This is a genomic window from Clostridioides sp. ZZV15-6597 (assembly GCF_020657815.1).
Classification (GTDB): domain Bacteria; phylum Bacillota; class Clostridia; order Peptostreptococcales; family Peptostreptococcaceae; genus Clostridioides.
The window spans coordinates 13291-38220 of sequence record NZ_JAGWCT010000037.1; the positions used below are offsets into that span (position 1 = coordinate 13291).

At 28.0% G+C, this 24930-nt stretch carries 23 protein-coding genes; 4 read left to right on the forward strand and 19 right to left on the reverse strand.

Annotated features, from left to right (window positions below):
• Positions 1–5 precede the first annotated feature (5 nt).
• The 3 genes from KGF52_RS10190 to KGF52_RS10200 all read right to left on the reverse strand — a co-directional run bounded on the left by KGF52_RS10190 (position 6) and on the right by KGF52_RS10200 (position 3571).
• Positions 6–1574, reverse strand: coding sequence for an ABC transporter substrate-binding protein (locus KGF52_RS10190; RefSeq protein ID WP_227840094.1), 1569 nt, complete (start codon positions 1572–1574; stop codon positions 6–8).
• 115 nt (positions 1575–1689) lie between these two features.
• The gene (locus KGF52_RS10195) at positions 1690–2601 is read right to left on the reverse strand and encodes an ABC transporter permease (protein WP_227840095.1); all 912 of its coding nucleotides are present in this window, start codon (positions 2599–2601) and stop codon (positions 1690–1692) included.
• Entirely contained in the window at positions 2585–3571 is a 987-nt protein-coding gene (locus tag KGF52_RS10200) for an ABC transporter permease (RefSeq protein ID WP_227840096.1), read from the reverse strand. Before KGF52_RS10200 ends, KGF52_RS10195 begins: the two co-directional genes overlap by 17 nt.
• Positions 3572–3920: 349 nt before the next feature.
• Here KGF52_RS10200 and KGF52_RS10205 point away from each other — a divergent pair, with 349 nt between their 5' ends.
• Together KGF52_RS10205 and KGF52_RS10210 are read left to right on the forward strand one after the other, a co-directional pair.
• On the forward strand, positions 3921–4355 hold the full coding sequence (locus tag KGF52_RS10205) for a MarR family winged helix-turn-helix transcriptional regulator (RefSeq protein WP_255287880.1): 435 nt from the start codon (positions 3921–3923) through the stop codon (positions 4353–4355).
• Positions 4356–4357: 2 nt separating this feature from the next.
• A complete protein-coding gene (locus KGF52_RS10210) occupies positions 4358–4756 on the forward strand; it encodes an HsmA family protein (RefSeq protein ID WP_227840097.1) in 399 nt (132 codons plus the stop codon).
• A 120-nt stretch (positions 4757–4876) separates the two neighbouring features.
• Here KGF52_RS10210 and KGF52_RS10215 read toward each other — a convergent pair whose 3' ends face one another.
• The 5 genes from KGF52_RS10215 to KGF52_RS10235 form a co-directional block, all read right to left on the reverse strand.
• Positions 4877–5101: a NifU family protein gene (locus KGF52_RS10215; protein ID WP_227840098.1), complete on the reverse strand. Its 225-nt coding sequence runs from the start codon at positions 5099–5101 to the stop codon at positions 4877–4879.
• Positions 5102–5136: 35 nt separating this feature from the next.
• Positions 5137–6504: a M20 family metallopeptidase gene (locus tag KGF52_RS10220; RefSeq protein ID WP_227840099.1), complete on the reverse strand. Its 1368-nt coding sequence runs from the start codon at positions 6502–6504 to the stop codon at positions 5137–5139.
• An 82-nt stretch (positions 6505–6586) separates the two neighbouring features.
• On the reverse strand, positions 6587–8101 hold the full coding sequence (locus KGF52_RS10225; RefSeq protein WP_227840100.1) for a DUF6179 domain-containing protein: 1515 nt from the start codon (positions 8099–8101) through the stop codon (positions 6587–6589).
• 23 nt (positions 8102–8124) lie between these two features.
• Positions 8125–8559, reverse strand: a complete 435-nt coding sequence (locus KGF52_RS10230; protein WP_227840101.1) for a DUF6323 family protein — start codon at positions 8557–8559, stop codon at positions 8125–8127.
• Between the two features lie 250 nt (positions 8560–8809).
• A complete protein-coding gene (locus KGF52_RS10235; RefSeq protein WP_227830147.1) occupies positions 8810–9721 on the reverse strand; it encodes a recombination protein NinG in 912 nt (303 codons plus the stop codon).
• A gap of 303 nt (positions 9722–10024) precedes the next feature.
• On the opposite strand from KGF52_RS10235, the gene KGF52_RS10240 reads away from it, so the two are divergent.
• Complete coding sequence (locus KGF52_RS10240; RefSeq protein ID WP_227840102.1) at positions 10025–10378, forward strand: GIY-YIG nuclease family protein; 354 nt, start codon at positions 10025–10027, stop codon at positions 10376–10378.
• A 335-nt stretch (positions 10379–10713) separates the two neighbouring features.
• On the opposite strand, the gene KGF52_RS10245 is transcribed toward KGF52_RS10240, so the two are convergent.
• From KGF52_RS10245 to treC, 10 genes are all read right to left on the reverse strand, one after another.
• Positions 10714–11652 carry a cell wall-binding repeat-containing protein gene (locus KGF52_RS10245; protein ID WP_227840103.1) on the reverse strand — a complete coding sequence of 313 codons (939 nt, stop codon included), beginning with the start codon at positions 11650–11652 and terminating at the stop codon, positions 10714–10716.
• Positions 11653–11754: 102 nt separating this feature from the next.
• Positions 11755–12990 carry a glycosyltransferase family 4 protein gene (locus tag KGF52_RS10250; protein ID WP_227840104.1) on the reverse strand — a complete coding sequence of 412 codons (1236 nt, stop codon included), beginning with the start codon at positions 12988–12990 and terminating at the stop codon, positions 11755–11757.
• Between the two features lie 44 nt (positions 12991–13034).
• The gene (locus KGF52_RS10255; RefSeq protein WP_227840105.1) at positions 13035–13889 is read right to left on the reverse strand and encodes a hypothetical protein; all 855 of its coding nucleotides are present in this window, start codon (positions 13887–13889) and stop codon (positions 13035–13037) included.
• 128 nt (positions 13890–14017) lie between these two features.
• A complete protein-coding gene (locus KGF52_RS10260) occupies positions 14018–15193 on the reverse strand; it encodes a phosphoribosylaminoimidazolecarboxamide formyltransferase (RefSeq protein ID WP_227840106.1) in 1176 nt (391 codons plus the stop codon).
• Positions 15194–15291: 98 nt separating this feature from the next.
• The gene (locus tag KGF52_RS10265) at positions 15292–16176 is read right to left on the reverse strand and encodes a fumarylacetoacetate hydrolase family protein (RefSeq protein ID WP_227840107.1); all 885 of its coding nucleotides are present in this window, start codon (positions 16174–16176) and stop codon (positions 15292–15294) included.
• 354 nt (positions 16177–16530) lie between these two features.
• Positions 16531–17043, reverse strand: a complete 513-nt coding sequence (locus KGF52_RS10270) for a PTS glucose transporter subunit IIA (protein ID WP_227830140.1) — start codon at positions 17041–17043, stop codon at positions 16531–16533.
• A 60-nt stretch (positions 17044–17103) separates the two neighbouring features.
• Entirely contained in the window at positions 17104–17886 is a 783-nt protein-coding gene (locus KGF52_RS10275) for a sulfite exporter TauE/SafE family protein (RefSeq protein WP_227840108.1), read from the reverse strand.
• Positions 17887–17978: 92 nt separating this feature from the next.
• A complete protein-coding gene (locus KGF52_RS10280) occupies positions 17979–19100 on the reverse strand; it encodes a radical SAM/SPASM domain-containing protein (RefSeq protein WP_227840109.1) in 1122 nt (373 codons plus the stop codon).
• 64 nt (positions 19101–19164) lie between these two features.
• Positions 19165–20529 carry a sulfatase gene (locus tag KGF52_RS10285; RefSeq protein WP_227840110.1) on the reverse strand — a complete coding sequence of 455 codons (1365 nt, stop codon included), beginning with the start codon at positions 20527–20529 and terminating at the stop codon, positions 19165–19167.
• A gap of 18 nt (positions 20530–20547) precedes the next feature.
• Entirely contained in the window at positions 20548–22206 is a 1659-nt protein-coding gene (gene treC, locus KGF52_RS10290; RefSeq protein WP_227840111.1) for an alpha,alpha-phosphotrehalase, read from the reverse strand.
• A 283-nt stretch (positions 22207–22489) separates the two neighbouring features.
• On the opposite strand from treC, the gene treB reads away from it, so the two are divergent.
• Positions 22490–23929, forward strand: coding sequence for a PTS trehalose transporter subunit IIBC (gene treB / locus KGF52_RS10295; RefSeq protein ID WP_227840112.1), 1440 nt, complete (start codon positions 22490–22492; stop codon positions 23927–23929).
• Between the two features lie 111 nt (positions 23930–24040).
• Here treB and treR read toward each other — a convergent pair whose 3' ends face one another.
• Entirely contained in the window at positions 24041–24754 is a 714-nt protein-coding gene (gene treR / locus KGF52_RS10300; protein ID WP_227840113.1) for a trehalose operon repressor, read from the reverse strand.
• Between the last annotated feature and the right edge of the window lie 176 nt (positions 24755–24930).

Sequence of the window (24930 nt, forward strand, 5' to 3'; positions counted from 1 at the left end):
AACTATTATTCTATTGTCCAATCAGCTATGTTCCAGAATATACCTACACCATGATGACCTAAAACTGTATCAGGTGTTAAACCTTTTATATTTGGTTTTCCAACATATATGGCATCTATATAAGCAATAAATGTGTATGGCATATCTTTAGTCATCTCTACTTGGAATTGTTTATATAACTTTAATTTTTCATCTTTATTTTCTGTTTCTCTTGCTTGTTGAAGTATTTTATCTATAGTAGGATTAGAATAAGCATTATAGTTTGCACCTTTATCTGTTCCAAATACTTTATATGTATGGTCATCTGGGTCAAATGGACTTCCCCAACCGATTAAATGTGCATCTTGATTAGCCCAATCTGTTTCAGTTACAACTACAGCTTTAGCATCAACACCTATTTCTTTTAACTGCTGTGCACATATTTTAGCCATATCAACTCTAACTTGGTCACTTTCACCAGCTGTTATTTCAAAAGCTAATTTAGTACCTTCTTTTTCATATATTCCATCAGAACCTAATTTCCAACCTAATTTCTCAATTTCTTGCTTAGCTTTTTCTGGATTATACTCAAATTTCTCTATATCAGGATTATTATATGGTCCCATTTGTAAAGGTGAATATGCTGGTACACCATGTCCCAATAATACACTATCAACTATTGCTTTTCTATCTATTGCATAACTTAAAGCATTTGGTAATCCTTTAGCCTTTTCATCTTTAAAGAATTTAGAATTGAAGTTATATAGTATCCCTCTATAATCTGCAGTCTTCATTATATTTACTTTAAAATTCTTTTCGTCTTTCTCAAAATTAGACATATCTTTAGGAGTTACTTGTGCTAAATCTAATTCGCCTGATTTTAATTGCATTGCTTTAGCTTTGTCATCTGGTACAATCTTAAATACTACTTTATCTAGACCTGGCTCTTTTACAAAATAATCACTATTTTTAACAAGTGTTATACTTTGACCTTTATCCCATTTTTCAAGTTTAAATGGTCCAGTACCTATTGGTTTTTGATTAAATCCATCAGTAGCTATATCCTTACCTTCTAATGCATGTTTTGGTAATATTCCAACTGTTAGATAATCAAGCATTGCTGTATTTGGTGCTTTTAAAGTAATTTTTATAGTAGTATTATTAACTACATCAATTTTTGTTATATCTTCATAATTTGATGCTATTTCAGAAGCATTGTCTGGATTCATTATAGTTTCCATTGTGAATTTAACATCATTTGCTGTAAACTTCTCTCCATCATGCCATTTAACATCATCTCTTAAATTAAACGTATATGTATTTGTTGCTTCATCAAATTTCCAATCTTTTGCTAGACAAGGAACTACTTTATTATTTTCATCATGAGCTGTTAATCCATTAAATATCAATGAATTTATTTCTCCATGTTCATATAGTGCCGGATTTATACTTGTATAGTCATTACTTCCATAAACAAGCACTTTACCATCGTTAGGTTTATCTGTTTTTTTCTCCCCATTTCCTGCACTAGAACAGCCTGCCATTAGACTAAGTATCATTACTAGACTTAAAACTTTTAATTTCTTTAATTTCATGATGCTCCCCCTTTTGCCTTTAATAATAAATATTTTTTAAAGCTTTGACCCCATTTATTTAAATAGATATTTCAAATACCTTAGTATTTGCTTATTTAACACTTGAAACGCTGATTTATAAATTACTTGATTTTTTATTATTGCTCTTTCTTATATAATTACCAATATTAGTTATACAAACCAATGTAGTAACTAAAAATATACCTGGAATTAGGATAACCCACCATCTATTTGAAAGCAGTGCTTCCTCTGATAAAGATAGCATACTTCCCCAAGAAACAATTTCTATTGGCAAACCAATTCCTAAAAAACTCAGTGTTGATTCAGTTCCAATAGCTGCACCTATATTTGTTACTACCATAAACATTATTGATGCAACAAAATTTGGAAGTAAGTGCTGTTTTAATATATAGAAAAATCCTCCACCCATACTTTTAGCTGCTAGTATGTACTCACTATTTCTTATTTGTCTAACTTCAGTCCTTACAATTTTAGATATATTCATCCAGCTTGTTATCCCTATTACGATGGACATAGATATTGGATTTGAATTCCCAAGTATCGCTTGTACAAATATTATAATTAATATTGATGGTATACTAAGTATGATTTCTGTAAATCTCATCATTGCATCATCTACAAGTTCAGATGCTGAACCACTTATGCTACCATAAACAATTCCTATGATAGTTGATATTATTGTCGAAAATATTCCTATAAATAAAGATATTTTTCCTCCATACCATATCATAGAATATATATCTCTTCCCATTGAATCTGTTCCAAAGAAAAAATCTTTACTTGGAGCTAAATTAGAACTTACTAAATCCATATATGTTGGCTCATGTGTCATTATCAAAGATGAAAATACACTTCCAATAACTATAATGGATAAAATGATGATTGATATATATGGTAACTGTTTAAATTTTTCAAACAGAGTTTTTTTTATTTCTATTTGTTCGTCTTCTACTATTGAAATATAATTTTCTCCTACAATCTCAAAATCACTACATTGCGGCTTCATTGTTATCACCTCTATCGTACTTCATTCTAGGGTCTATTTTATTGTTTATAATTTGAGCTAGCATATTTCCAAATACTACTAAAGCCCCTGTTATTAGACATAAAACTAATAACATATTATAATCGTGATACTTTGCACTCTCAAAGCAAAGAGTTCCTAACCCAGGATAAGAAAAAACCTTTTCAACTACATAAGTTCCTCCTAATATGTGAGGTATTGAAATAGCCATAATGCTTATATAGGATGGCATTATATTTCTCAGGCAATGCTTAAAAACAATGGTTCTATTGTTTAAACCTTTTGCTTTACATAGCAATACATAATCTTCCCTTATTTCTTCTAGCAATTTATTTCTTATCATATATGTGTAATACCATAAATGGCTCAATATAAGTACTGTAAGAGGTAATATTAAATGAGATATCCTACTTGATATACTAGATTCCTCTCCCATTGAATAAGCTCCACTACTTGGAAGTATACTTAAATTTATACTGAATATAAGTATAAGAACTAAAGCAACCCAGAATGATGGAATACAGTTGGTTATTGTTCCTAGTTTACATATAATCCTATCTATGAGCTTGTCTTCATGCAATGTACAAAAGATTCCAAGAAGTAATGCTAGCACAAAGGTAAGTATATATCCTGACCCACCTAATATGATAGTGTTTATATAAACATCATTTATAACAGAAGTAACATTTTGCTTATATTTAAATGAAATTCCAAATTCGCCTCTTGATGCATCTGAAATCCATTTTATATATTGACTGTATATTGGTTCGTTTAGACCAAGTTTTTTCATAGCATTTTCTTTCTCTTGAGTACTCATTCTTTCTACACCATCTCCATAGTAAGAAATTAATGGGTCTCCTGGAGCAAGTCTTGCCATATAAAAAACTACAAAAGATAATAAAAACATTACTAAAATAAACTGCAACAACTTTTTAACTATATCCTTTAACAAACCTCTATTCCCCCTTTGTTGCAATAAAAAAAACCACCAAAAGCAAGCGTCAATCGACGTTTAAACCTTCGTGGTTTTATTATCATTAAATAAAAATTAAATTTTAAATATTTATCTATAAACCAATTTTAGCATCATTTATGTTGTGTGTAAACAAACTTTTGAAAAATTGTTAAAATTTCATCAAATTGTTTTATTTTTACCTAAAATAAAATTTTTATGATGTTACGAATCTCTTATTTTATATAATTATTAAGTTTTTTATTATATAATTATTGGTTTTATATTGACTATTTATTAAAACTATATTATATTAGTTTCTATGCAAACTATCTAAGAGGTGATTTTATTGAAAACTAATTATGATTGTTTTAGAATAGCTATGCTTCTCAAAGAACTCTATTCTAAAACAATGTACACAGTGGAAGAAAATTTTAAAGAAAATGGATTGACACATCAACAGATTATAGTTATAAAACTAATAGCTCATAATCAAGAGCTAACAATATCACAACTATGCGATGAGATGTCTTTAGCTAAAGGAACTGTATCAGGTATAGTCAGTAGGTTAGAACAAATTGGCTATGTAGAAAAGTTCAAAAAATATGATGATAAGAGAAATACATATGTTAAATTTACAGAAGATGGACTTGAATTTGCCACAAATTTTAAAAGTAAAATGCAAGAAAGCTTTGATGATATTTTTAAAAATTGTGATGAAAAAGAATTAAATGAATTAGTAAAAAATCTTAGAAATATATTAGCAAAAATAAAGGAGAGATAATTATGAATTTTAAATTAATACTTGCAATAGTGTTTATAACATCAGCTTTAATTTTTTATACTATAGGTGTATTTGGAGAGAGAAAAGCTAAAATTTTAAAAAAGAAACATGTAATTATATTTTGGCTTGGTTTAATATTTGATACTTTAGGAACATTTACAATGAGTAATATAGCTAATAGCCACTCTTTTGAAGTAAAATCTGTATTGTCCCAAAATCTTCATAGTATAACAGGTCTCTTAGCAATTGTGCTTATGCTTTTTCATGCAGGATGGGCTACTTTTGTTTTGTATAAGGATGATGAAGATAAGAAAAAATTCTTCCATAAGTTTAGTATAGTTGTATGGACTATCTGGTTAATTCCATACTTTATAGGTATGTTTATTGGTATGGCTGGATAATAAGTAAAAAAAGTGTGTAAGAAAATGAATATACACTTACACACTTTTTCATATCTATCTATAATGTTTTACTTACTCTTTTACACAACTTCATAAATCCTTATGTATAATTTAAATTTATTAAACACCTAATACTTGAGTTACTCCTGGAACTTCGCTTACCAAAACATTTTCAATAATAGCTTTTATTGTCATAGTTGCTCCTGGACATCCACTACAAGCACCTTGTAATCTAACTAAAACTACTCCATTCTCATTTACATCTATAAGCTCTACATCTCCACCATCTCTTTGTAATACAGGTTTTATCTTTTGTTCAAGCACTTTTTCAACTTGTTCTCTCATAGTTATTCCCCCCAGAAATATTTTTATTACCAAGATTATACCAATGGTTTAAATTTTTGTCCATCTAATGATTTTTTAAATTCTATATTTGCCTCATCAATAACCTTAGTATTCATAAATACATCATAAGCACTACAAGCCAATACCTTAGCTGAATTTATCATAGCTGAAAATCCTATACTTGAACCAGCTGATGCACATGACTGCCATGTATGGCTTGCCACACCAACAGGCCATGCTGCCATTGCAAATTGAGCTACTGGTATCACATAACTTACATCTCCTACATCAGTAGAGCCAGCTAATCCTTTACCTTCTGCTCCATCAGCTATACCATGATGTATATAACTGTCCATAATAGATTTATCATCTTGGAATGCTGTAGCTACACCTAGTCTCTCTTCCTTAGTAAGAGTAGCACATAATTTTTTTGCAAATTCTTCTTCTTCAGGAGTAGTTTTAGGAGGACCAACAAGAATCATATTATTGTATACTAAATCAGTTAAACACTGATTTGGTATATAATCATAAATCCCATCAGTAATTACATACTCCATTTCAGTCTCTGTCATCATAGCTGCTCCTTGTGCCACTTTTATTAGCCTGTCAAGAACATGCTCTGCATCCTTTGCTTTTTTACCTCTTATAAAATACCAACTTTCCGCAAAACCAGGAACTACATTAGGTCTTCCCCCACCATTAGTTATAACATAATGCATTCTTATAGAGTCAATTACATGTTCTCTTAAATAATTTGCTCCTACATTCATAAGTTCAACAGCATCCAATGCACTTCTACCATTATGAGGGGCTTGAGCTGCATGTGCTGTTATTCCCTTAAACTTAAATCTAGCAGATAAATTTGCCAGACTTCCACCTCTCCATGTGGCATTTATATCAAAAGGATGCCATGTAAATGCGCAATCTACATTATCAAAACATCCATTTACACACATTACAGTCTTTCCTCCACCTTCTTCTTCAGCAGGGCAACCGAAATACTTTATTGTTCCATTAAATTTACTTTTTTCCATTAGTTCTTTAATAGAAACGACTGCTCCTACACCTGCTACACCCAATAAATTATGACCACATCCATGTCCAGATTCTCCCTCTACCAATGGATTTTTTTCTGTACTCACAGATTGTGATAGTTCTGGCAAAGCATCATATTCGCCAAGTATTCCAATTACTGGCTTCCCTTCTCCAAAACTTGCTATAAATCCAGTAGGTAAATTGTCTACTTCTTCAATTTCAAATCCTTTTGACTTTAGATATTCCTTTTGAATACTGCTTGCATACTTTTCTTCAAAAGCTAATTCTGGATTTTCCCATATTTTTTTAGATAAATCAATTAATTCTTCTCTTATCTCCTCAATATTATTTATAATATATTCTTTCATAATCTCCTCCACAGATATGTATTTTTGATATGCTTTACAAATTATATTATATACTAACATTCTATTTATTCACAATTTTTTGTTAATTAATTTGATTTATATATTCTTCTATACAATGTATTTTTTCCTTATTTTGTCTCTTCATAAATTCAATGTACTCTCTTTTCCATAGTGTAGTTTCACTATTTTTATTTAATAAGAATTCCAATAAATTAATTTCTTCCATTCTCATATCTTCATAAAATACTACACTTCCCAGTATTGCCAATTCAAATTCACTTAATGAAGCAAATAGCATTAGATAATCATCCCCAAATAAGCACTCAGATTCAAGAATATCAATAAAGTCTTTTTTTGCATTGATGTTTTCCTTTATTATTTTTATTTTTTCAATTATAGAAGTACTCTCTAGTACAGCATTGAATATCGCTCTAAATGAATCATCATCTAATTTATTTTCATCATCAACAATATACTTTTCTAAAGGTTCACTTTCATTCTTACTTACAGTTATCATACTTTTAAAAGTGCCACTTTTTATTGAACTTAGTACAGACTCAATAAATATCTTCTCATATGCTTTTATGTATTTTATCATGGCTTCATCTTCTATATTTAATCTTTCTATCAATACATCAATTGCTTCTTCAAGCAATAAAACTATTTTTTCATTTATTGTACTTTGTTTATCGAGTTCTTCAGAATCATTAAAATCAAAACTATTATTTTCTTCAATAAATTCAACTACATTATTTTCCTCATATACCTTAATTTCACCTTCAAAGATATGATTGTAGATGTTTCTAAATTGTTTTTCTAAAAATTCATATTCATATTCTGAAATTTTCAAATTAGTTGATTCATTGCCTAAAATTGTAGAGAAAATAGAGTTATTTATAATAAGTTCAAATAAGTTTATAAGTATAACATCACAATCTATTTTATAAGTTATTCCATAATCATAAAATAATTTTTCTCTATCTTTCTTTTTAAATAAATTACAAAATCTATTTTCTATATCTATACTCTCAATATAATTTTTTACATAATAAATTCCTTGAATATCCATATCATCTAATGCCAATGGATAATCTATACTCACTGGAATATCATAGGCTTCAAATTTTATACTATAGTTTTTAAAGAAACCAGACAATTCCATTAAAGTATCATTATATGCTATTGAGTTAGTATATAATTTTCTACTTTTCATTAGTTCATAAAATTTTTCTAACTCAAGTAAATCATATTCAAGAATTTTAATGCCTTCTAAATATATATTCTTAATATTTTTAGACGTCAATCCTACAATTCTTTTTTCTATATTTTCAAGTTTACTTACATATGCATCAATAGCATACCAAATTGAAAGCAATAATTTTTCAGCAACTTCAGTCTTTACTGATGTACTTTGACCATTTGTATATTTTTTAATTAAATTTATAAGAATTAAGGATATTTCCTGTTGTATGTTATATACTTCTCTCTCATTTATTACTTTACAATCCATACATTCTTTAAGTAGAGATATTGCATATTGATTTTTTATTAGATTATTTTCGTTTATATTGATGTTGGTTAGATTATTATTTGACATAGTAAGTTTCCCCTCTCATTAGATTAAACTTCTCCAAATTTAAACTTTTTTGCAAATTCCTCTGCTTCCCCTCTTACATTATCCATATTCCCTGTAAATTTTTCATAAAGTTCATCAAGTATTTCTATAATTTCATCATCACAAATTTTATCATCTGTTTCATTTTTTAAGTAATAAAAGATTTCTTGCATATCATTAATAGTCTCTAAATAATCATCCATATTTGTAAACTGTGATGTATATATATTTTCTATTAATTTTTTTGTAACTTTTATCTCCAATTCTATTCTTCCATATCCCTTTAAAGTATCATTTCTTGAAGTTATTATATCTTTTACATCCTCCTCTGAAAGTACTAGACCATAACACTTAGATTCTTTATTAGTTTCAAGCAATTCATTTCTTTCTATTTCCTTTAAATTTTGATGCATAGAACTCAAAATAATAGGTGATATCATTTTAAAATTCTCCTTTTCCATTTTTCTATTGACTTTTAACTTATTTTATGATATATTTAAATTAGTATATATATCAACTCACAAAACTACTTATAATAGTATTATTATAAGTAGTTTTTGTCAACTCAAAATTACTATTTTAATTAAATTTTTCAATAAAAAAATATATCATTACTCAGATATATTTTTTATAACTATTTATTCATTTAATAGTTATTTATAATTAAAATCTAAACAATGATATATTAATTTACTTATCTTTTTTAGCTCTACTTCTGCTTTTCTTTACATTTGAGCAATTTCTACAGGAAGGTGAACAGTATTGAGATTTAGAATTTGTAGGTATATAAATCTTTCCACAATACTTACATTTATTTAAAGATGCAGGTTCACTTGTAATTGCAAATGCATATATAGTTTCAATAGCTGTTTTTAAAGAATTAAATTCCCATGCAATAGTGGGTTTATCTAATTGACTTATAGAAAATCCTATCTTTTGAGGGTTAAACCCTCCAGACATAATAGTCACACTTTCAGTTAATAAGTTAGACATATTTTTATAGACACAAATTTGATTAAAATGTCTACACATATCCTTAGCAAAATTTACAATCCAATCCAATTGTTCTGTATAAAACCTTGAAAATACTAAATCCAAAATCAGTGGTCTTTTTCCAAAAAACTTAGGTGATTCCTCTCGTTTTGATACATCTATACCTCGTTTATATTTTTTAAAGTATACATCTTCATCACTTGCAAATGGGATAAACATATTTACATACTCATCAGTATTCAATATATTCTCTTTTGTAATATAATTCTTTTCAATCATCAGTACTCTTTCTTCACCAACAATATCTCTATTATATACACTTGAATAAATCAATCCTAACAATCCATATTTCTTTACAAATTCAAGTACTTCTTTTTTTAATCTCATTTCTTTAGTTTCTTTTGATATATCTTGTAATGCTTCTTGCCCTATGCGAATTATATCTACTATAATTTCATCTGCAACATCAAATGGATTGTACATAGTAAATACAGCATCTTCTGTTGGTACTATATACAGTTCATCTTCTTCAGTAATTTTATATTCATAATCACTATAGCGAATCCAATCACTAGCAAAATTTCCAATTAATTCTATATTTTTATTCATATTAATAATTTCCTCCCTTTCATAATAATAATTCCCTTTCAATGTAATAGTTAATATTTATTTACTATTACATTTTTAGTTTATTCTATAATTTTCATCATGTCAACTCTTCTTTTTAATTTTATATAACATTAAATCATATAATAACTCTAATTAGCCTAAATATTAATACTAAGCAATAGTAAAATTATAATTAATTTTATCAAAATCTATTTACATTTCTAATTAATATCTTTATAATAATATGTAATATATAAATAATTTTACATATTACATATTATTATAAAGAGAGGTACTCAGAAAATGGATAGAAAACGTGAATTAAAACAACTATACAGGGAAATGAAATTTGACATTGGTGTATTTATGATAAAAAGTGATATTACTAAAAAGATTTATCTTGGAAAAAGCAATGATATAAAAAGCAAGTTTAACTCCCTCAAATTTCAACTTTGTGCTGGGTCATGTATGGTAAGAGATTTAAATAATGATTGGAAAAAATATGGAGAAAAAGCATTTACATTTGAAATTTTAGAACTTATAAAACATGATGATAATAAAACTGAAAAAGATTACTTAGAAGAATTAGATATTTTAGAAATGGTTTGGTTAGAAAAGCTAAAAGAAGATAACTCTTATGAGATTTATTCTTTATAAAAAATACGCATCATATCTTCTTTTTTGATGTGAACATGATAGGATGGAATTGTCATACAATTTTGTGTATGACTCCATTCATCTTGTCATTTATGAGGATAATTGATTCTTATATATGAATAGCTCATGCATTATTTTTTAACATATACAGTTCAATTTTAGTATATAACTTTGATACATAATTTTAATAAAAAAAATCTTCTAATTGATTTTTGTCATAAAATCAACTAGAAGATTTATATAGTTTAATATTTATACACTATATATCACTAAAATATAAGCATTATACTTACTTTTACTATATATTATGTATTCATTTTACTGATAACATTCTATTATTTTGTAGCTTCTAAACATTGCTCTATAACATTCTTATCATTTATACCTATTGCAGTGACTTTATTAGCATTATTTAATACACTCTTATCACTTTTATCTGAAACTAAAACAACAGGAGCGTTTTTAGCCATTGGTGAAGCAACTAAAGCATAAACTAAATCATCTCCACTTGCCACATAAAACTCTTTTGTTTCATTATAAAACTTCTTAATTACATTCTTATTAGTTTCATATCTATCACTACCATCAATTCTTGTTGCTCTATATCTACTTACTATATAATCACTTAGTGCAGATTTTCCTCCAACAGCATATACTGGAACAGGTGAAACACCAAACCATGGGTCTAAATCTGTATCTTCTTCTGCTGAAGCTATATCTTTTGTCAATAAAATAGGAGCACCATCTCTATACGCAACAGATGCAACACTCACTGCGTCAGCTTCATCTTTAAATCCATTTACTAAAAACGTCTTATCACTGCTTTTTATCTTTTCTATTTCAGCTGCAATTTTATAACTTGTATCTACTCTATCTACTCCATCAATTCTTATGACCTGCATTCTTCTCATAAGTAGCATTTTTTCTACATCTTTACTTATAGTATTTTCGCCACCTATTACATATATCTTAGTAACTCTATTAAGCCTTTGTAAAGTGGCTTCTGGTATATCATCCTTATTAGTTAATAAAATTGCTGCATTATTTACCCCTGCAAGACCACTAGCAGAAATACCATCTACCATCGTAGAATCAGAATTGATAAGTACAGCTGTTGTATAATCTTGCTTATCTGCAATAATACCAGCTGTTTCATATTTATCTGTTCCCTGGATATTTTCGATTTTATCTAGTGCATTTGCTGATGTTGGAAAACTAACACTTAATAATAATGCTGAAATACCTAATGCTAATATTCTTTTACTAAACTTCATAAATTACCTCCCTCAAAATAAATATATTTAGTATCAGTATAATATAAATTCGCTTAAAAGTAGTGTAAAAATAGTTACACTTTTTTTATAATTTAAATCACTCTAAATTAGACACATCTCGTCCATTAAAATAACTTCATTCATCCTATAAGCTAAACCATCCCATGTTTTTTTTGACATATCTACAGATGACCTTTTCTCCAAATGAGACAATAGATATTGTATTTTAAAATCTATTGCATTACATAAATTCTTCTCAAAGATAGATAACTCTTCTTCGTTTGGAATACCATCTAAACTCATAGAAGGCAACATTACATATTCTATCTTTCCAGAATCATTAATCTCACTACCAATCCATTCTCTAACGCCAGGAATATCAGTGGTAATTACATCAAGTCCACATGATAAGGCCTCTAAAACTACAACTGGCAACCCTTCATAAAACGATGGTAAAACAAATATATGTGACTTATTAAATAACTCAGCTAAGTCACTTTGGTCTAATTTTCCTAAGAAATTCATTTTAAATGGAGATTGACTTGCAAGCTTAACAATCTCATTATAAGATTCAACATCACTTCCTGTACCTGCAAAATTGACTTCGATTAAATCTTTACGATATACTAGTCCAGATATAGCTTTTATAAATGGAATCAATCCTTTTGATTTGCATATCTTTCCTGCAAATACTATCCTTATCTTATCATTTTTTATTTTATAATTTTTATCATAAAATACACTATCATTATATCCACTACCAATTACAACTACTTTACTGTCGCTTACTCCAAAAGTCTTTATAATATCATCTTTTTGCTTTTTATGAAGAGCAAATATTAAATCCAAATTTTTTATATTTGATATTATATATTCTTTTTCTAAATCGATAGTATTTAACTGTCTTAAGCAAGTCCCATGACAAACAGACATAACTTTAATATCTTTCACAATCTCTCTGACAAATGCAGTTAAAAGATATAAATGATGACATATTATAATATCTGGCTTAAAATCTTCCATAGCTCTGTCTATATTTATTTTAAATTGATGTTTTAATCTATTTAGCATTTCTACATTTAAATCTCTATATCTAGTACTTTCATATGGCATAGAATCACTCATTCCTACAACAGGAAAATTTAGTTCTCCACAATTATACTTTACTGGATAAAAACTTACATCACTTGAAAAACAGTTTACATTGTCATTAACATCTATCCCTGCAATTACAGCTTGCTCATGACCTATTTTTTCAAACCCTTTTATCATACCACACATGTATATTCCACTACCCGTACTATTTGGTTTTTGTGTTATTATATGAAGAATTTTCACTTTTTTACTTACCGCCCCTCTAAAATTAAACAATTTCATATAATCTAATCGTTATATATATCCAGATACAAACAGGAAGAATCATCTTTTACTTTGAATCTTGGAACCTTAATTGCTTTATAGTCATTATCCTCAAAGTCTCTAACTTTATTATGTATATATCCTATGCCAAATTTTTCTGCTATACGTATCAATTCTTCTTCTTTTATGAGGTTATACCTATCACAGGCACTTGTAAAACCATCACTTGTTAACATCAATTGAAAATCTTTTTTTATTTCTAAGTATCCGTATATTGAGTTTTCTACAGCATCCTCATCAAAATCCAATATCCAGTATCCATCTTTAGTATTCTTTTTCAATCTATTGCTTACTATTGTATCCATGACACTTGACTTTATCTCATCAAAAGTCATTTCTTCTAAATTAGAAAGCTTACTCATTTCATCAAACACAGCATTATCAAATTTACAAATAGTTCTATCTTTTATGACTTTAGAATCTCCATTTTTAATAAATAAAGAACAATCTCCTAATAAAAAATACTCTACTTTATTTTCATGAAATTTAATAATAGCTATAGAACTTGATGGTAAATCTAATTTTTCCACCTTTATTCCATTTAATTTCATCTCATACTCTTTTTTAATTTCTATTATCCCACTATTGATAATGCTCTTTAATGATTCTTCTCTATTCATATTTTTATATAAATACTTATTCCACCACTGAACATACCATCTTGCATCACTTTCATTTGATATTAAGTTTTTTCCATTGAGCCCTGTTGCACCATCCAAAACCCATGCTCCAAATGGACTTATACCAACTACATCTTCATTAAATTTAGCTGTACCTTGACTACACAATAGGCTATAGTCTCTTATATTTAAAGCCATATCATCCTCCAAATTGAATATCTAAAAATAAAGTTCTATTTAAAATTATACAGCAAATAAAAAAATCTACAACAAAACTCGTTGTAGATTTTTAATTTAATCAGTATTTATTTTATATTTTTTATACTTTAGTGATGGAATAATCTATTTTTAGTAAATGCCATAACTATATTGTACTTGTTACAAGTTAATATAACATTATCATCACGAATAGAGCCACCTGGTTGTGCTATAAAACTTACTCCACTTCTTTTAGCACGTTCTATATTGTCTCCAAATGGGAAAAATGCATCAGAACCAAGAGCTACTCCTGTTAAAGTTTTAAGCCATTCTCTTTTACCTTCTCCAGTAAGAGGTTCTGGTTTTTCTTCAAATAAATTCTGCCATATACCATCAGCAAGTACATCCATATAATCATCAGAAAGGTATACATCAATAGTATTATCTCTATCTGGACGGCCTATATCTTTTTTAAATTTTAAATTTAATACTTTAGGATGTTGACGAAGATACCAAATATCTGCCTTATTACCTGCAAGTCTAGTACAGTGAATACGTGATTGTTGTCCTGCACCTACTCCTATTACTTGTCCATCTTTAGCATAGCAAACTGAATTTGACTGTGTATATTTTAATGTGATAAGAGCTATAATTAAATCACGCTTTGCATTATCTGTAAAGATTTTATTATCAGTTGGAATATCTTTTAATAAGTCTTCATTTATTAATATTTCGTTTCTACCTTGTTCAAAAGTGATTCCATAAACATCCTTTGTTTCAATAGGTTCAGGAGTATAATTTTCATCAATTTTTACAATATTGTAATTCCCTTTACGCTTTCCTTTTAATATCTCAAGAGCCTCGTCTGTATACCCTGGGGCTATTATACCATCAGAAACTTCTCTCGCTATAATAGTCGCAGTCTCCTTATCACACACATCTGAAAGTGCTATAAAATCTCCATAAGAAGACATTCTATCTGCCCCTCTTGCCATTGCATAAGCACAAGCTAATGGAGAAAGCTCTAAATCATCAACAAAGTATATTTGTTTTAAAGTATCTAATAAAGGTATTCCTACTGCTGCACCTGCTGGACTTACATGTTTAAATGAAGTTGCTGCTGGAAGACCAGTAGCCTCTTTCAATTCTTTTACAAGTTGCCAACTATTAAATGCATCCAAAAAATTTATGTATCCAGGCTTTCCATTTAATACTTCTATAGGAAGTTCTCCATTTTTCATATAAATTTTTGATGGTTTTTGGTTTGGATTACATCCATACTTTAGTTCTAGTTCTTTTGCCATACACTCATCCCTCTCTATAGTAAATTAATCTTGAATTTGACTAATTCCATATTAATTAAATTATTCGTACTAATAAAATTATATGGCATATTTATCCATTAATCAACTATATTTTTTAAAACTCCTATCCCTTCGACTTTACATTCGACTACATCACCATGTTTTAAATATACTTGAGGATTCATTCCCATAGCAACACCTGCTGGAGTTCCAGTTGAAATTATATCTCCTGGCTTTAGAGTCATTCCTCTTGATAAATCACTTATTACAGTAGGTATATCAAATATAAAGTATTCTGTATTAGAATCTTGTCTTACTTCTCCATTTACCACACTACTTATATCTAGTTTTAAAGGATGCTCAAATTCTTCTTTATGTACTATGCAAGGTCCCATAGATGTATGTGTATCTAAACTTTTTCCTCTATACCACTGCACGTGTTTATCTTGAAGTGCTCTTTCACTTATATCATTCATTATTGTATATCCAAATATATATTCATAGGCATCTTCTTTTGATATGTTTATACCTTCTTTTCCTATAATTACTGCAAGTTCTGATTCATAATCCAACTTTTCTACTAAATCTCCATGTAAACTTATCTTATCATCCACTCCAATTGCCTTATCTGCTCTTTTAGAGAAATAAATTGGATAGTCTGGCATAACTACATTTTTTATAACACCATCTGGAATTTCATTGACATGGTCTTTATAGTTTAGACCTAAACATATAATATCTTTTTTAGGTCTTACAATTGGGGAACATAATTTCACTTCTTCTAACTTATAACACTTTGCATTTTCAAATGAATGTTTTTTTATTTTTTCTAAATCTCCAGTAGATACATTTTCAATAAAATCATTCATATCTGTATATAATTTGCTTAATCCCAAACTATTAATTTCATATATACTATTTGTTTCTGAGTTAAATACACCTATATTTTCTTCATTGCCAGTACAGAAAGTTACAAATTTCATTTCTATTCCTCCATTCAATAAGTTGATTAATAATATTTTATTTTTATTAGTTTATATCAATTGTAATAGATAATATATATATGTCAATATATATTTAAAAATAGAGTTCTAAAAAGTACAACAATTCATAAATATCAGAAATTATCAAAAATAAGATAATTAGTAAAAGTAATATAATTATAAGAAGATTATTTTAAAAAACTTTATTTATGCAGATAAATTTTCTATAAAACAAAATAAAAAAAGGTACCCTTAATAAAATAAGCATACCTACACTCTTTCAATATTATTATATCTAGCCATTTTATAGTTATAATATTTTTTATTTAGACAAAAACTCTTGGTAAAACCTATTTACTTATAAACTTTCATTAAATCTTCTCCAATACATATATCTCCGGTTCTTAAAATTTCAACTTTATCTATGTCATAAGAATTGGTTATAACTATAGGAGTTATTACAGATTTAACGCTTTTCTTAATTTTTTCTAAGTCAAATCTTATAAGTTTTTGCCCACAGTAGACTTTATCTCCTGCATTTACTAATACTTCAAATCCATCTCCATTCATCTTTACAGTATCTAATCCTATATGTATTAGTATCTCCAAATCATCTTCACTCTTTATGCATATAGCATGTTTAGATGGCAAAAATACTTGAATTACCTCCCCATCAACAGGAGAAGATACGACTCCTTCTTGTGGTTCTATAGCAATCCCATCACCTAGCATTTTACTAGAAAAAGCACCATCAGGAACATCAGTTATACTTAATACTTTCCCTGTAAGTGGCGATTGTAATACTCCTTTTATATAATTACTTTTTACTTCTTCATTTTTATTTTTTGAGAATAACTTTTTGAACATATTAAATCTCCTCATTCCAACAATTTAAATTGACTTCTCGTGTTATCTACATTATACACTTTAATTCATAAAATATATTACTTGAAATATACTGTATATATTTATTCCAGTAATAATTATAGTCATATACGAGAACATATATTTAACTCTTTTGTCATCCATATTTTTACTAATCGAGGAACCTATAATTCCTCCTAATACTGCTCCTATTATCATAAAAGGTAATCCAGATAAATCATATATACCAAACCCTGTATTTATGAAAACTGTAACTAACTTTGAAATATTAGAAAATAAAATAGTTATAATGGAATTAAACGCAGCTTCTTTAGCTGATAATCCAAATAATATTGTAAACACAGCCACATTTATAGGACCTCCACCTATTCCTAAAAATGAAGATATAACCCCTAAAAAAATGCCAACAATAAAATATGTAATGTTAGTATTAAACTTAACATTTAAACTTTTATCTTTATATAAATAAACCATTACTAACAAAATAATCATTATAATATTTTGAGTTATTTTTATTATAGAAGGATTATTTACATATGAAATAGATAAATCTAATAACCTTTGACCTATAGTACCTCCTAATACTGATGCTCCACCAATTAAAATAAGTCTAAAATTTATTTTAAAAAGTTTTGATTTAATTTGTTTATATACAGAAACAATTGCCATCGATAATACAGTAAATGATGATAACACACTTATTGTCGAAACATCAAATACTCCAATCAAATCTAGCACTGGCTTTATTATTACCCCTCCACCAATACCCGTTATAGCTCCTATAGTTGTTGAAAGTATAGCTATTACAAATAAAATTACATTCATTTAAAATCATCCTAACTAAATTTACTCTGCTCAAAACCCTCTAATTATACATAATTTTTAATCACTTTAACTTAGAATTCTAAATACTAAAATTATTTTAGTATTTGATTTTTATATACTAATACCGATATTTTTTCTAGGTCACTAAAAGTAGACATTAAAAATTCTTTATATCCACAGTAATTGTTACTAGAATCAATATACATAGAATTTTTCATTCTTTTGCATCCACCACCACATATTTTGTAAAAATTACAATTTAAACAAATATTTTCTTTGTCTATATCTTTATGCAAAAATTCTTGCATTTTAGATTTTCTTAAAATATCCAATAAAGTGTTATCTTTTATATTACCTAAATTAAAGTTATCTAGTACATAAAAATCACATGGATATACACTTCCATCAGCCTCTATTACAAATTGTGGTTGGCATTTTCCAATTATCCCACAGGTACTAGGAATTCCTGTAATTAAAATGGATATAAGATTATCAAACAAATTAATACTTATATAATTTCCTTTATTGAACTCATTTTTCCAAAGCTTAAATATTATTTTATAAAAGTATGCAAAATATTTAGGTTCTAAAGAGTACTCTGACTTAGTTTTACAGTCTAAATCATCTAAACAAGGGATAAACTGTATATACTTCACATCATTTGCTTTTATAAAATTAAAAACCTCTTTTGGATTAAGTGCAATCTGATTTGTCAAAACACATAGTATGTTAAAGTCTATTTTGTATGTTTCCAGTAGTTTTTTTGTATTTATTACATCTATATAACTTCCCTTATTATTTGAATATACACGATTTTTATCATGTAAATCTTCTAGTAAATCTAATGATAATCCTACTAAAAAATTATTTTTCTTTAAGAACTCACACCATTGATTGTCAATAAGAGTTCCATTCGTTTGAATAGAGTAGTTTACTGTTATATTTTTTTCCATTTTACTAACATACTCAATAAAATATTGGAAAAATTTTAATCCTGCTAAAGTAGGTTCTCCACCTTGAAAAGCAAATGTAACTCTATCTCCATTATCCAAAATTTCAAATGTATTATTTACTATATTTTTTACAGTGTCCTCCTGCATAATACCATAGGATTTTATTTCTCTTAAATCGCTCACATTTGCATAAAAACAATATTTACATCTCAAATTACATAACGATGAGACTGGTTTAATCAAAACTGATATACTTTTCATTATAAAAAACCTTCTTTTTTATATATTTTTACTTATTTAATGTTTTTTACTTGTTTAATATTTTCTACTTATCATATAATAGTCTATAATATTCTTCTCTTCCTGGATAAGCTCTACCCTCTTCTATTTCTGTTTTCCATCTACTTGAACCTGTCCCTTTTACAGGTCCTTTTAAAAGTGGGTCATTCGTTTCTAACATCCAATTATCAACTTTCTTTCTCAATTCATTTGCTATGTCTTGATAATCTGAATCGTTTATTAGATTATTTTCTTCTAGTGGGTCTTTTCTTAAATCATAAAGTTCTTCTTTATCATTAGGAACATAAAATTTATCTCTAACAGCTTTACCTGATAAACTCAAATGTGAATCAACTGTAATATATACTTTAGGCCCATCTTCAAAATTTCTGACATAGCTATATTCATTAGTCCTTATGCCTCTCATTGGTCTATATTGGTCATGCCATGTCATCTCTGTAAAGAATGAGTCTCTACCTATATCTTCATTTGTTTTTAATAAATTGGCAAAACTTTCTCCATCTATATTCTTAGGAATTTCAGCTTCAATTAAATCTAGTATAGTTGGCAATAAATCAACATTACATAATAGTGCTTCTTTTTTCACATTTTTTTGAGAAGAATTAGGTAATAAAATTATAAGCGCTGTCTCTAATCCTGCTTCTTTTAGCATTCCTTTCGCTCCTGGAAATGCAACTCCATGGTCTGTTGTCAGTATAACAATTGTATTTTTATCTAATCCTGTTTCTTGTAATTTATTGTATATTTTGCCTATTGCCTCATCCAGTACTTTTGCTGAACCATTATATAAAGCTATATCTTTTCTTACATCTTCTGTATCAGGTAAAAACTTAAATACTTCTACTTCATCCAATTTATCTGCATAAGGTTCATATTCATCAAAATCTCTATGTGTTTCAAAAAATCCTACACTTAAGTAAAATGGCTTTTCTTGATTTTCTTTATATTCCTCTAAGAATTTAACTACCTCTTTAGCAACCTTAGGAGCTCTATCCCCTGGAACCGCTATAAAATTATCATATCCTAAGTCATAGGTTGAAGAAAATACTCTATCTTTTATTGGTGGTGCTTCATTTATTGTTTCATGGCTTAGCCCTATTAATGTTGTTTCATATCCGTTTTTTTGTAACTCCATAGGAAGTGTTGTATGTTTAGAATCTATACAAAAACCTAGATGTGCAAGTCCCATTAACCCATTATTATGAGGGTATAATCCAGTTAATATACTTCCTCTACTTGGACTGCATTGAGGTGCTGCACAAAAATAATTATCAAATTGAATTCCTTCTTGAGCTAATTTATTTATACATGGGGTTTCCACATTATATCCATAGTTACTGAATTTTCTACCACTATCATGAGAAATCATAAGTAAAATATTTGGTTTCATTAATACTACCTCTTTCCATTATTTTTTTATATCCTTACTATAAAATGCTACTGTTTCATAAGGTCTTAACTTTAACTTAGGTTCTAAATCTCGCTTTTCATAGTTCCCTATCAAATATGTAAGTGATTTTCCTAAAAATTCCTCACTAATCTCAACTTCAACTTCACAATCATAGAAGTTGTTAAATACTATCAATCTTTCATTTTCTAAGCTTCTAACATAAGCATAAACTTTATCATCATCTAGTAAAATTCCCTTATAGGAGCCTTCAGATATAATATTTAATTGCTTTCTTAAAGATATTAACTTTTGATAGAAATTAAAAATTGACCCTTCTTTAAGTTCCTTTTCAACATTTATCTCTTTATAATTTTCTGCTATTTTAATCCATGGCTTTCCATTTGTAAAACCTGAATTTAATTTGTCTGACCACTGCATAGGTGTACGACTATTATCTCTGGATTTGGACTTTATAATATTCATTATTGTTTCTTTTTCGATTTTATTTTTTAAAAATTCATTATAAGCGTTATGAGTTTCAACATCTAAATAATCATCTATTTTTTCAAAGTTTGGATTTGTCATACCTATTTCTTCACCTTGATATACATACGGAGTTCCTCTTAATAGATGTATTGTAGCAGCTAACATTTTTGATGCTTCCACTCTATATTCTTCATTACAAAATCTGCTAATAGCTCTTGGTTGGTCATGATTATTCCAAAATAGTGCATTCCATCCACCACCACTTTCAATCTTTTCTTGCCATTCATTTAAGAGTTTTTTCAGCATCATAAAGTCAAAAGGTATATCGCTCCACTTTTCTCCATTTTTATAATCTACTTTTAAATGGTGAAAATTAAATGTCATTGAAAGCTCTTTTTCTTCTGGAGAAGAATATAAGATACAATTTTCAATAGTTGTTGAAGACATTTCTCCAACAGTTGTTATGCCCTCAACTCTTCCAAAAGTTTCTTTGTTCATTTCTTTAATAAATTCATGGACAATAGGTTTATCTGTATACATTTCTTTTCCTATATTATTTGTAGAATCGTTCAATTCTTCATCTTTACCAATCACATTTATTACATCAAACCTAAACCCCTTAACACCTTTATCTATCCAAAAATTTACAACTTTATATAATTCTTCTCTAACATTAGTATTACGCCAGTTGAGGTCAGCTTGTGTAACATCATATAAGTGTAAGTAGTACTTATCTGTATCTCCAAATTTTCCCCAAGCATTTCCTCCAAATTTAGATTTCCAATTTGTTGGTAGTTGATTATTTTCTTTGCCCTCTCTAATAAAATAGAAATCTTGATACTTTTTATCTCCTGCCAAAGCTTTTTTAAACCATTCATGTTCTGTTGATGTGTGATTTAAGACCATATCCAGCATCAATTCTATATTATATTTTTTACTTTCATCTACTAACTCTTCAAAATCCTCCATAGTTCCAAACATAGAATCTATTGATGTATAGTCAGCAATATCATATCCATTATCCCTTTGTGGAGAAACAAAAAATGGGTTAATCCAAATTATATCTACACCTAATTTATATAAATAAGGTAATTTCTCTCTAATTCCTTTTAAATCTCCTATCCCATCATCATTAGAATCATTAAATGATTTTGGATATATTTGATAAATAACTTTCTTCTTAAAATCCATATGCAAATTTCCCCTCTTTCATTTTTGTCTAGACAAGTTTTATATTTTTATAATAAACCTTTTTTTTGTTAAAATCAATATTTACTCTAAATAAAAAAACATATTCCCTATAATCCTTCCATATTTCCTCTTACTTTTCTGATTTTCCAATAATATACAATTTATCTTTTAGCAATTAAATTTTAAAAATATTTAGGATAACGTTGACATAAAAATTTCTCTATGGTATATTATTTTCAAGATTTGTCTATACAACATCGTATTTTAAGAGGGAGGTAATTTTATGAGCACATTAAAAGAAAATACACATCATAAAGAGCAGGTTGAGCAAATCCTTGAAGCAATTGGGGGAGTAGAGAATATAATCTCTGCAACACACTGTATTACTAGATTAAGATTTGCTCTAAACTCAGAAAGTAAAGTTAATATAAAGCAATTAGAACAAATAGATATAGTGAAAGGAAGCTTTACCTCAAATGGTCAATTTCAAGTTATTATAGGGCCAGGTCTTGTAAATAAAGTTTATGCTACATTAATAGAAATTACTGGACTTAAAGAAGCAACAAAGGCTGAGGTTAAAGAGATTTCTAATAAAAAATTAAATCCACTTCAAAAAGCTATAAAGGTGTTGGCAGATATATTCATTCCTATATTGCCTGCTATAGTTGCCTCTGGTTTGTTGATGGGTATAAATAATCTACTTGCTAACCCAGGAATTTTCTATGAACAACCCTTTTTAGAAGTTCATAGTAATTGGGCTGGTATATCTAATATGATTAATCTTATAGCAAATACTTCTTTTTCATTTTTACCTGCACTAATAGGTTGGTCAGCTGTCAAAAAGTTTGGAGGAAATCCTGTACTTGGTATTGTATTAGGTCTTATTTTAATTAATCCAGATTTAATGCCTGGTGCACAATACTCTAAAACACCTGAAGCTGTTACTTACTGGAATATATTAGGTTTTAATATTGCTAAAATAGGCTATCAAGGACAAGTAATCCCTGTTTTATGTTCTTCTTATCTTTTAGCGACAATCGAAAAGTTCTTAACTAAAAAAATTCCTGAGATGGTTCAGCTTATTTTTGTTGCTCCTCTTACATTGTTAATAACTGGTTTCTTAACATTCTCTATCATAGGACCTATAACAATGTCATTTGCCAATTTAATTACAAGTGGAATTCTTGGATTGTTTGAAATTAATGAAGTACTTGCAGGAGCACTTTTTGGATTCATATTGTCTCCATTAGTTATAACAGGTATGCATCACTTATTCTTAGGTATAAATTTACAAATGATAGGTACTTTAGGATTTGCTACATTATGGCCAATACAAGTTATGGCTAGCCTTGGGCAAGGCGCAGCAGCTTTGACAATGTTTTTTATATTAAAAAATAAAAAAATCAAGGGTGTTGCATTAACAGCTTCAATTTCAGCTTGGTTAGGTATTACTGAACCTGCAATATTTGGTATAAACTTACGTTATCGTTTCCCATTCATAGCATCTATGATAGGTGCAGGTATAGCTGGAGGAGTTGTATCTTACTTTAATGTTAAAGCAAGTTCTATAGGTATATCAGGGTTACCAGCGTTTTTATCTATATTTACAGACCAATGGAGTGTTTACTTCTTAGCAATGGGGCTTTCTATAGCCATTACTTGTATCCTTACATACATATTCTCAAAGAGCAAATACTTTAACAAAGAATTCATAGAAAATTAAATAATATATAGTCTAATAAAAAAAGAGTGTCTAAATATACTGAAACCCAATCATTAGAATTTTGATTCAACAATTGAGGGTACAGTACAAAACAGACACTCTTTTATATAATTAAAGATTTCTTCTTCTTGCAAAATCTACAAATCTAAATGTATCAACTCTATGTCTAGATTCATGATACTGAAATAATCTTGTATCTTCTAAGTAAACTTCACTTCGTATCACTACAACATGTGTATCTGTTCCAACATCTAGCAATATTTTATCTTCTTCTGTAACAGGAGCTACTGTTACTTCTTTATTTGCATAACCTATTTTTAGTTCTAGATTTTTCTCTATATAATTAAATATTGAACTTTGAACTGCTGTTAATGGTATTTCTGGTATTATTTCAGATATAAAGTAATCTTTATCTAAAATAACAGCTTCTCCATTAATTTTTCTAAGTCTTTCAACTGCTATAACCTTAGTTTTTGTGTCTATACCCAGCTTTTTACAAATTTCTAAAGGCATAATCTCCTTTTTATTTTTTAGTACACTTATTTCTGTATCTAAATTTTTATTCTTTTGTAATTCATTGAAACTAATCAACCCTGACCCTTCTATTTCAAATTTATTTATATCTAAAACAATAGCCCCTTTACCTTGTTTTTTTTGTATAAACCCCTTCTCCAATAAAAGCGACTGCGCTTTTCTAATAGTTTCTCTTGATACTCGATATTTTTGAGCAAGCTTTACTTCTGTTGGTAAAAGCTCTCCTACTGCATATACATTATTTCTTATATCTTTCTCTAAATCTAAATATATTTCATAAAATTTCTTCAAGTAAATCACTCTCATTCATAATTAGTTTTAGTTTGTACACTCATCTCATTTTATATAAATATCATATTATGGGCTAAGCTGTCAAATAGTCTTGTTAATCTTTAAAGCAATAAATTACATAAGTAATATAATTAATTTCTTAAAATAATTTCCTACAAAAAAATAAACTCCAAATA